This window comes from Kitasatospora sp. NPDC041988, from assembly GCF_055588525.1.
This window is the reverse complement of the sequence record NZ_JBVJCO010000028.1, coordinates 36521-47120: the sequence shown is the minus strand read 5'-3', so window position 1 is coordinate 47120 and position 10600 is coordinate 36521. Positions and strand designations below refer to the sequence as shown.

Genomic DNA, 10600 nt, shown 5'->3' with positions numbered 1-10600 from the left:
TGGCGTGCGACGCTCCGATGCGACCGCCGAGTGGGTGAACTTTCCGCGTGACGCCGCAGCCCGGCGGGGGTAGTGGGCACAGACGTGCACGGAACAGTACGGCGCTGCTGTCCCGCTGCCACTACATTGATGATTGGAGCCGGGCCTTATACCCGGTATCTGCTCTCTCTAACCCCCATCGCGGAAGAGAATCGAACATGACACCCGCACTGGACACCAGGCCCACCAGCGAACTGACGGAGCCTCAGGGCGATGCGGACCGGCTCACCCTGACCGGTCTCGCCGCACTCGGGCCGGACGAGCTGGCCGCGCGACTCCGACGGGCCCTGCCCGGCTCCGATACCGGTCTGGTGCCGGTCGCGGCCTTCAACTCCTCCATCTGACCAGCCGATCGACCATCGGCTCCGGCTGAAACCGACTGACCATGACGCGATCCCTGCTTCCGTTCACGCAGTTCGTTGTGAAGGTCCACAGCCGGTGCGATCTCGCCTGTGACCACTGCTACGTCTACGAGCACGCCGACACCAGTTGGCGCGCCCGGCCCAAGGTCATCGGCGACGAGGTCCTGGCCAAGGCCGCCGAGCGGATCGGCGAGCACGCGGCCGCCCACGGCCTCACCGTCGTCCGGGTCGTCCTGCACGGGGGAGAACCCCTGCTGGCCGGCCCGGACCGACTGCGCCGCGCCGCCGAGGAGTTCAGGGCCGCACTCCCGCCCGGCTGCGCGCTCGACCTGCGGATCCACACCAACGGGGTGCTGCTGAGCCCCGCCTTCTGCGAGCTCTTCGACCGACAGGACATCAAGGTCGGCGTCTCGCTGGACGGCGACCGCGCGGCCAACGACCGGCACCGGCGGTTCGCCGACGGCCGCAGCAGCCACCCGCAGGTGCTGCGGGCCGTGACCCTGCTCCGCCGGCCCGAGTACCGCCACCTCTACGCCGGCCTGCTCTGCACCGTCGACGTCGACAACGACCCGGTCGCCGTCTACGACGCGCTGGCCGAACTCGACCCCCCGGCCGTCGACTTCCTGCTCCCGCACGCCACCTGGGACCAGCCGCCGAAACGCCCCGCCGGCCAGGGCGAGAACCCCTACGCCGCCTGGCTGCTGGCCGTCTACGACCGCTGGGAGGCGGCCGGCCGGCCGTTCGCCGTCCGCACCTTCGACTCGGTCCACCGCACCCTGCACGGGCTCTCCAGCCTCACCGAGTCGCTCGGCCTGGAACCCGCCGCGCTGGTGGTGCTGGAGACCGACGGCACCTTCGAACAGGCCGACAGCCTGAAGACCGCGTACGACGGCGCGCCCGCCACCGGCCTCGACGTCTTCACGCACAGCCTGGACGAGGTCGCCCGGCACCCCGGCATGGTCGCCCGGCAGTCCGGGCTGGCCGACCTCAGCGCCACCTGCCGCGCCTGCCCAGTCGTCCGCTCCTGCGGTGGCGGTCTGTACGCCCACCGCTACCGGGCCGATGGTGGTTTCGACCACCCCTCCGTCTACTGCGGGGATCTCATGACACTCATCAACGGCATCGCCGACCGCGGCGAGCCGGCCCCCCGGCCCGGCGCAGCCGCGCAGCCGGCAACCGTCCAGGCCGTTCCCGCGCAGGCCGGCGAGCCGGCCGTGCCCGCGGGCCTCACCGACCGGCAGCTCGACGAGCTGGCCCACGGCCACGGCGGCGCCGACACCGTCCGGGCCCTCGTCCGCTCCCAGCTCTCCCTCACCCGGGCCATGCTGGCGGCCGTCTGGGGCACCTCCGGGCTGCGCTCCTCGGCCGCCTGGGAGCTGCTCGCCGACCTCGACTCCGCCGCACCGGCTGCGCTGGACGCGGTGCTCGGCCACCCGTACGCCCGGGCCTGGGCGGCCCGGCGGCTCGGCGGCGACCCCGGCGCCGGGCTCGGACGGCTGGCCGAGCTGGCCGGCGCCGCGGCCGTCCGGGCCGGGCGGGGCGACACCGTGGCCGTCCCGGTCCGGGCCGGCGCCCTGCACCTGCCGACCCTCGGCCGGCTCGCCCTCCCGGGCGGCGGCGAGGCGCTGGTCACCGGAACCGGCGGCGGCTTCACCGTCCGCACCGCCGACGGCGAGGCGCTCACCGTCGGCGCGGGCCACGGCGACCCGCGCTGGGAGCCGGTCCGGCAGGTCCGGCTGGCCGGCGGCTGGACGCTCGCCCTGGAGGACACCGACCCCCAGCGCGACAGCCACCAGTGGCCGGTCGGCGACCGCCTCGGCGAGGCCGAACTGCACGCCTGGACCGGGGCGTTGCGCGAGGCCGTGGAACTGCTCGACCGCGACCTGCCGGCCTACGCCCAGGGCCTGCGCACCGGCCTGACCACCGTCACCCCGCTGTGCCCCGGCCCGCCCGGGCGGGACGTCAGCGCCGCCGCCCGGCAGGCCTTCGGCGCGGTCGGGATCGCCCGCCCGGGTACCGCGCCGACCCTCGCGCTGCTGCTCGCGCACGAGTTCCAGCACGTCAAACTGGGCGCCGTGCTGGACCTGGTGGACCTCCACGACCGCGCCGACGGCGCGCTGTACGACGCGCCCTGGCGGCCCGACCCGCGCCCGATCGAGGGCCTGCTCCAGGGCACCTACGCCCACCTCGCGGTGACCGCCTTCTGGGGCACCAGGGCCGCCATCTACGACGGCCTGCCCGGTACCGCCGCCGAGCACGCCCGGGCGCAGTTCGCGCTCTGGCGCCACTACACCGCCGAGGCGGTCGAACGGCTGGCCGGCTCCGGCTCGTTGACCCCGGTCGGCCTGCGCTTCGCGGACGGCATGCGGGAGACGGTCGGGCCGTGGCTGGACGTGCCGCTGCCGAAGGCGGCCGAGGACGCCGCCCGGCAGGCCCGGCAGGACCGCCGCCCGACGGTGTCCACCGGCTGATCGCACCCGGGAATCACCTGTTGCGAGGCGGCGGGGCCGACTCCCCAGGGCCGGCCGCGACCACTCCAGGCCGACCACTCCAGACCGATCGCAACTGGCCGAACACGAGCGGCGGTTGCCGGGCGCCTTGCCGCCCGGCGCGCCGCCGCGGAGGTACGCTCGCCCATACCCCCAGCCGGCTCCGGAGAGCTTCTCCGAGCCCTTCACACTCGGGAACCGCCATCCCTCACGAACCGAGTCCCGTGCCTCCCCGGCGGGACATATCCGAACATAGGCTGACCCGGTCCGTGCTCACCCGTCAGCTCACCGATCTCGGTGTGCGGCCGGGGGACGTACTCCTCGTGCAGGCCTCACTGCGGGCGATCGGCCCCGTGGAGGGCGGCAGCGCCACGGTCCGCGAAGCGCTGCTGGACGCGCTCGGCGGTCCCGAGCAGGGCACCCTGGTCGCCTACACCGCCACCCCGGAGAACTCCGACACCTCCCGGCTCGTCAGAACCATGATGGCGGACTGGACGCCCGGGCAGGTGGCGCGGTGGCGTGCGGCCATGCCCCCGTTCGACCCGGCCGAGACGCCCTCCTCGCGGACCATGGGCATGCTCTCCGAGCTGGTCCGCACCCATCCCGAGGCGGTACGCAGCACCCACCCGCAGTCCTCCTTCGCGGCCGTCGGCGCCCGCGCCAAGGAGATCACCGAGCTCCACCCGCTGGAGTGCCACCTCGGCACGGAGTCCCCGCTCGGCCGGATGTACGAGATCGGCACCCGCGTGCTGAGCATCGGCGTCGAGCTGTCCAAGTTCACCGCCTTCCACCTGGCCGACCTGCAGATGCCGGACCTGCCCGTCCGCCACTACGGCTGTGTGGTCAAGGACGGCGGCCGCAGCCACTGGGTCCGCTTCGACGGCCCGCTCCTGGACGACCTGCACTTCCAGGTCCTGGGTGAGGAGGTGCTGCGCCACGCCGCCGGGGTGGTGACCGGCCGGGTCGGCGGCGCCGACTGCCGGCTGATCCCTATGCGCGAGGCGGTCGACCTGGCCGTCGGCATCCTGCACGAGCGCCCCGAACTCCGGCCCGGCGCACCGCAGCTCGGCGGGTAGAGTCGCCGCCCCGGCGGTCCGCAGTGTCGCGGACCGCCGTGCCCCACCGGTCTCCGGGCGCGGGGCCGGTCCCACCCGGCTCGCCCCGGTGTACGGTCCACCACCTCTGTGGTGCCCGCCCCGCGGCGGGCCCCGCCGCGGCACGCGCCGCGCTCTCATGTCGTTCCGTCCCCCGGACACCCTCGCCGGGGGTTGCCATCCAGGGAATTGTCATGGCCGCTGCCCACCGTCCCGTCGCCCCTCGGGGTGAAGAACCCGAACTCACCGCACCCGATCTGGCCCGCGAACTCGCCGCACTCGGTGTCCGGCTGGGTGAGGTCCTGTTCGTCCAGGCGTCGCTCCGGAACCTCGGCCCGGTCTACGGTGGGGCCGCCACCGTGGTGGACGCGCTGCTGGGCGCCTTGGACGCGCCGTACCGGGGGACTTTGGTCGCGTACACCGCCACGCCCGAGAACTCCTCCACGTCACGCCTCTACACCGCGGCCACCGCGAGGTTCTCTCCGGCGGAGATCGAGGACTTCCGGGCCCGGATGCCGGCCTTCGACCCCGTCACCACCCAGTCCTCGGCGACCATGGGGTTCGTGTCGGAGGAGATCCGCAGCCGCCCGGGGGCCGTGCGCAGCTCCCACCCCCAGACCTCCTTCACCGCCCTCGGCCCGCTGGCCCGGATGATCACCGGGGAACACCCCCTCGACTGCCACTTGGGGGAACGTTCCGCCTTGGGCCGGCTCTACGAGCTCGACGCCAAGGTCCTGCTGCTCGGCGTCCCGATGTCCCGGTTCACCGCCTTCCACCTGGCGGATCTGCGGATGCCCGATGTGACACTCCGTGAGTACCACTGCCGGGTCCAGGAGGGCTGGATCTCTTTCAAGGCACCCGACTTGGACGACGTCCACTTCGCCGACCTGGGGGAGGAGGTCCTGAACCGCGCCACGGGCATAACCGAGGGCCGGGTCGGCGGAGCCCACTGCCTCCTGGTCCCGATACGCGAGGCGGTCGATCTCGCGGTGGACATCATGCGGAGGCGGCGCGCCCGCGGCCCCGGCGCATAAGGGCCGTACGGGGGCAGTCGTTTCGGTCATGTCAACTCGCATGGCCCACTGTGCTATTCCATTGGACCCTCAGTCGTTCCTACACTGAAGCCCCGCGTACGGGGACTCGCGGGAAAGACGTTGCCGGCGGGCCAGGGGGAGGCGCGTGTGAACGATCATGGCTGGGACGAGGACTCCGCCCGGCCGTACTTCTTCCTCAGTTACGCCCACACCCCGAAGGCCGGCGCGCGCGGTGCCGGTGATCCCAACCACTGGGTGCGGCAGCTGTACCGCGACCTCTGCGAAGCGGTGCTGCAACTGACCACCGTGCCCGCGGGCGTGCCGGTCGGGTTCATGGACGAGTCCATGCACCAGGGGGAGTTGTGGGCCGAACGGCTCTCCGAGGAGCTGGCCACCTGCCGGGTCTTCGTGCCGCTGTACTCGCCGCGGTACTTCAACAGCCTGCCGTGCGGGCAGGAGTGGCACTCCTTCACCCAGCGGCCGGTCTACCCCGCCAACCTCGACTCGGAGCGGACCAGCGGCATCGTGCCGGTGCTCTGGGCGCCGATGAGCCGCTACAAGCTGCCCGAGGTGGCGAGCGAACTCCAGTTCAACCACGCCGGTTTCGGCCCGGACTACGCCACCGAGGGCCTCTACGCGCTGATGAAACTCAGCTACTTCCGCTCCGCCTACGAGCTGGCCGTGCACCGGCTGGCCCGGCGGATCGTCGAGGTGGCCGAGGAGACGGTCATCCCGGTCGGGCGCCGGCTCGACTTCAACTCCCAGCCCAGCGCCTTCAACGTCACCGCGCCGACCAAGCAGCTGCGGATCTCCGTCCTCGCCTACCACCGGGGCGAGGTGCCGCAGGACCGCAACCCCGACTACTACGGCGCCCGGCGCACCGACTGGCACCCCTACCGCCCGGCCGCCGCCCGCCCGCTGGCCGAGCACGCCGTGCGGCTCGCCCGGCAGCTGGGGTTCCAGGCCACCGTGCACGAGTTCGACGGCGAGGCCGAGGCGATCATCTCCGGCGGCGAACCGGTCGCGCCCGGGCTGCTGCTGCTGGACCGCTGGGTGCTCCAGGACGAGCGGTGGAGCGAGCTGGTCCGCCGCTTCGACCGCTCCGACTGCTCCTGGGTGGGCGTCCTGGAGCCGTGGAACCTGGACGACCCGGACTGCGTGGAAAAGCACCGCGAGATGGGCGAACTCAGCGACCGGGTCCTGCGGTTCACCCACCGGTCCGTCCGGCCGAGCTTCCTCGGCGCCACCGGCGGGCCGCCCGGGCTGGGCAGCCTGGAGGAGTTCGACGACGCACTGCCCCGGGCCGCCATGAAGGCCAAGTACGCCTTCGAGGGCCGCACCAGGACCGAACCGGAGGAACCACCGGCGCCGCGCCCCAATCTGCGGGACGCTTTCCGGTACGGACGCGGCCGGGACGGGCCCGAACCCTTCGCCTACGACGACGACCAGCCAGCACGCGACTTAGGCGACCGCCCGGACGACGGGACGCCGCCCCGGGGAGGAACCACATGAGCGAGCGGAGCGAGCGAATCAACGGGGGCTGCGCGTTTCGCGAAGCGACCGCCGAGCCCAGCGAGGTGGGCGCATGAGTGAGGACCGCACCAGGAACCTCCGCATCGGCGGCCTGACCGCAGCCGAACTCGCCGCCCAGCGCGAGGCGGAGCAGGACCGGCAGGGCCGGATCATCACCTTCTACTCGTACAAGGGCGGCACCGGGCGCACCATGGCGCTCGCCAACACCGCCTGGATCCTGGCGGCCAACGGCTTCCGGGTGCTCACCGTCGACTGGGACCTGGAGGCGCCGGGCCTGGCCAAGTTCTTCCACCCGTTCCTCGACCCGGCGGTCCTGGCCGGCACCACCGGCATGATGGACCTGATCGCCGAGTACCGGGAGGAGGCGCTGCGGCCGGTCGAGCACGCCGAGGGCTGGCACCTCGACTTCGCCCGCGTCCACCCGCACGCGCTCTCGCTCTCCTGGCCGCTGTTCCCCGACGGCGGCAGCCTGGACTTCCTCTCCGCCGGCCAGTTCAACCGGGACTACTCCGAGGCCGTCACCCACCTCGACTGGGACATCTTCTACGACCGCTTCGACGGCGGGCAGTTCTTCGACGCGCTCCGCGCCGACATGAGCAAGCGCTACGACTACGTGCTGATCGACTCCCGGACCGGCCTCTCCGACATCGCCGAGATCTGCACCGTCCAGATGCCCGACGACCTGGTGGTCTGCTTCACCCTCAGCGACCAGTCGATCGACGGCGCATCCCGGATCGCCCAGCACATCCACGACCGCTACCGCGAGCGCGGCATCCGCATCCTGCCGGTGCCGATGCGCATCGACGAGGGCGAGAAGGAGAAGGCCGACGCAGGCCGGGCGCTGGCCCGGATCCGCTTCGACGGCCTCCCCGCCGGCGTGCACGGCGAGGATCTGGCCCACTACTGGGGCTCGGTGGAGATCCCGTACCGGCCGTTCTACGCCTACGAGGAGATCCTCGCCACCTTCGGCGACCAGGGCGGCACCCAGACCTCGATGCTCGCCGCCTGCGAGCGGCTGACCGGCGTGATCACCGAGGGCCGGGTCGGCTCGCTGCCCGCGGTCGACGAGGAGGTCCGGCTGCGCTACGTGGACGCCTTCACCCGGCGCCGCCCGTCCGTGCCGGCCGACCTCTACCTCTCGTACGTGCCCGAGGACCGGATGTGGGCGGACTGGATCGAGTCCATCCTGACCCGGGCCGGCTTCCGCGTGCTCCCGCGGGACCTGAGCGCCGGCTCGGACCCGCGCCACGAGACCGAGCGCGGCATCGACGCCGCCTACCGGACGGTCGCCGTGCTCTCGCCCGCCTACCAGCGCTCGCCGCAGGCCCGCGCGCTCTGGGAGTCCGTCGTCAGCTCCGACCCGTCCGGCACCCGCCGCCAGCTCGTCCCCGTCCGGGTCGGCGACGTCCGGCTCACCGCGCCGTTCAGCAACCGCAACCCGGTCGACCTGGTCGGCCGGGACGAGACGCAGTCCGTGCAGACCCTGCTGCGCGCGCTCGGCCGCGGCGACGTGCCGCTCGCCGAGACCGCCGGCACCGGCCCGCGGTTCCCCGGCAGCAAGCCGCAGGTCTGGGACGTGCCGCCGCGCAACCCGTCCTTCACCGGCCGCGCCGCCGTCCTGGAGCAGCTGCGCAACCAGCTGCGCGGCGGCATGGCCGCCGTCCTGCCCACCCCGCAGACCCTGTACGGGCTCGGCGGCGTCGGCAAGACCCAGGTCGCGCTGGAGTACGCGCACCGCTTCATGTCCGATTACGACCTGGTCTGGTGGATCGACGCCGAACAGACCGAGCTGGTCGCGCCGGCCCTGGCCGACCTGGCCCGCCGGCTCGGCCTGCGGGTCGGAGACTCCGTCACCGAGGCCGCCGAGGCGGCCCGCGAGGCGCTGCGCCGCGGCGTGCCCACCTCGCGCTGGCTGCTCATCTTCGACAACGCCGACGAGCCCTCCGAGATCCGCCGGTTCTTCCCCGGCGGCTCCGGCCACATCCTGGTCACCTCCCGCAACCAGGCCTGGTCCGGGCACGCGGAGGCGCTGGAGGTGGACGTCTTCACCCGCGGCGAGAGCGTCGAGCACCTCTGCCGGCGCGCCCGCGGCCTCTCCCGCCCCGACGCCGACCGGGTCGCCGAGGCGGTCGGCGACCTGCCGCTGGCCGTCGAGGTCGCCGCCGCCTGGCTGGACACCACCGGCACCCCGGTCGACACCTACGTCGCCCAGCTCCAGGCCGAGGCCGCCCGCGCCCTGGCCGGAGCCCGCCCGGCCGACTACCCGACGCCCGTCGGCGCGACCTGGAACGTCTCGATCGGCCGGCTGCGCACCCAGTCCCCGGCTGCGGTGCGGCTGCTCCAGCTGTGCGCGTTCTTCGCGCCCGAGCCGATCTCGATGAACCTCTTCTACAGCGACCAGATGATCCGCGCGCTCGTCCAGTACGACGCCGACCTCAGCGACAAGTTCATGCTGGGCAAGGTCATTCAGGCGATCGGACGGTACGCGCTGGCCAAGGTCGACGCCGGCACCAACAGCTTCCAGGTGCACCGGCTGGTCCAGGCGGTCATCCGGGCCGAGATGACCGAGGACGAGCAGGAGGTCGCCGTCCACGAGGTGCACCGCATCCTCACCGGCGCCCGGCCCGTCCTCGGCGACACCGACGACCCGGCCAACTGGCCCGCCTTCGACGAGATCTGGCCGCACCTCTCGCCCTCCAAGGCGCACAACTGCGACGAGGCCGACACCCGGCAGCTGCTCATCGACCGCGTCCGCTACCTGTGGAAGCGCGGCGAACTGGACCGCGCCCGGGACCTCGGCCACGCCCTGGACGCCGAGTGGACCGGCAAGCTCGGCGAGGACGACCGGCAGACCCTGCTGCTCCGCTTCCAGCTCGCCAACGTGCTGCGCTCGCAGGGCAACTACGCCGAGGCGCTGGCCCTCGACGAGGCCACCCTGGAGCGCCAGCGCGCCCTCCTCGGCGAGCACCACCCGTACACCCTGATGACCGCCGGCTCGCTCGGCGCCGACCGGCGGGCGCTCGGCAGGTTCCAGGCCGCGCTCGACCTCGACCGCGAAATCCTCGACCAGTTCCGCGAGTTGTTCGGTGACGACAACCCGCGCACGCTCTCCATGGCCAACAACCTGGCGATCGACTACCGGCTCGTCGGCGACAGCGAAGCCGCCCGCGAACTCGACCAGGAGACGCTGGACCGGCGCACCGCCGTGCTCGGCCCGCGCCACCCGTACACCCTCTCCACCAAGTCCAACCTCGCCCGCGACCTGCGCGAACTGGGCGACTACCGGGGCTCGGTGGATCTGCTCCAGGAGGTCACCAACGACCTCGGCGACGTGCTCGACCCCGACCTGCCGGAGAACCTGCGCAACGCCAAGTCGCTGGCCGTCTCGCTGCGCCGCACCGGCCAGCTCGCCGAGGCCCGTCGGATCACCAAGGAGACCTACGAGCGCTACCTGGAGCGGTACGGCGCCGACGCGCCCGACGCGCTGGCCTGCGCGCTCAACCTGGCCGCCGACCACAGCGCCTCCGGCGACAAGGAGGCCGCCCGCGACCTCTGTGCCACCGTGTACGAGGGCCACCGGCGGCTGTTCGGCGACGAGCACCCGTTCACCCTGGCCTGCGCCAACAACCTCGGCATCTACCTGCGGGGCAGCGGCGACATCCGGGGCGCCATCGACCGCGGGGTGGCCACCGTCGACGGGCTCACCGAATCGGTCGGCGCGGAGCACCCGTACACCCTCAACGCGATGATCAACCTGGCCAACGCCTACGGCGAGGACGGCCAGATCACCAGGGCCGAGGAGCTCGGCCGCCTCGCGTACGCGGGCCTGTGCGACCGCTACACGCCCCGCCACCCGGACGCGGTGGCCTGCGAGGCCAACCTGGCCGTCACCCTGCGCGCGGCCGGCCGGCACACCCAGGCGGCCGAGCTGCGGGCCAAGGCGATCGCCGAGCTGATCCGGCAGTTCGGCGAGGAACACCCCAACACCGTCTCGGCGCGCGGCTGGAAGCGGATCAACCGCGACCTGGAGCCGCAGCCGGTCTGACGGG

6 protein-coding genes are annotated in these 10600 nt (G+C 73.0%); all 6 read left to right on the top strand.

Annotated elements, in window-relative coordinates:
• The first annotated feature begins 197 nt into the window (after positions 1-197).
• The 6 genes from ACZ6NC_RS26055 (at position 198) to fxsT (ending at position 10596) form a co-directional block, all read left to right on the top strand.
• On the top strand, positions 198-383 hold the full coding sequence (locus ACZ6NC_RS26055) for a hypothetical protein (RefSeq protein ID WP_465736182.1): 186 nt from the start codon (positions 198-200) through the stop codon (positions 381-383).
• A gap of 41 nt (positions 384-424) precedes the next feature.
• Positions 425-2872, top strand: coding sequence for an FxsB family cyclophane-forming radical SAM/SPASM peptide maturase (locus ACZ6NC_RS26050; RefSeq protein WP_465736181.1), 2448 nt, complete (start codon positions 425-427; stop codon positions 2870-2872).
• Positions 2873-3159: 287 nt separating this feature from the next.
• Positions 3160-3966, top strand: coding sequence for an AAC(3) family N-acetyltransferase (locus ACZ6NC_RS26045; protein ID WP_465736180.1), 807 nt, complete (start codon positions 3160-3162; stop codon positions 3964-3966).
• 212 nt (positions 3967-4178) lie between these two features.
• Positions 4179-5018, top strand: a complete 840-nt coding sequence (locus ACZ6NC_RS26040; RefSeq protein WP_465736179.1) for an AAC(3) family N-acetyltransferase — start codon at positions 4179-4181, stop codon at positions 5016-5018.
• A 147-nt stretch (positions 5019-5165) separates the two neighbouring features.
• The gene (locus ACZ6NC_RS26035; protein ID WP_465736178.1) at positions 5166-6530 is read left to right on the top strand and encodes a TIR-like protein FxsC; all 1365 of its coding nucleotides are present in this window, start codon (positions 5166-5168) and stop codon (positions 6528-6530) included.
• A gap of 73 nt (positions 6531-6603) precedes the next feature.
• Positions 6604-10596: an FxSxx-COOH system tetratricopeptide repeat protein gene (gene fxsT / locus ACZ6NC_RS26030; protein WP_465736177.1), complete on the top strand. Its 3993-nt coding sequence runs from the start codon at positions 6604-6606 to the stop codon at positions 10594-10596.
• Positions 10597-10600: the final 4 nt, after the last annotated feature.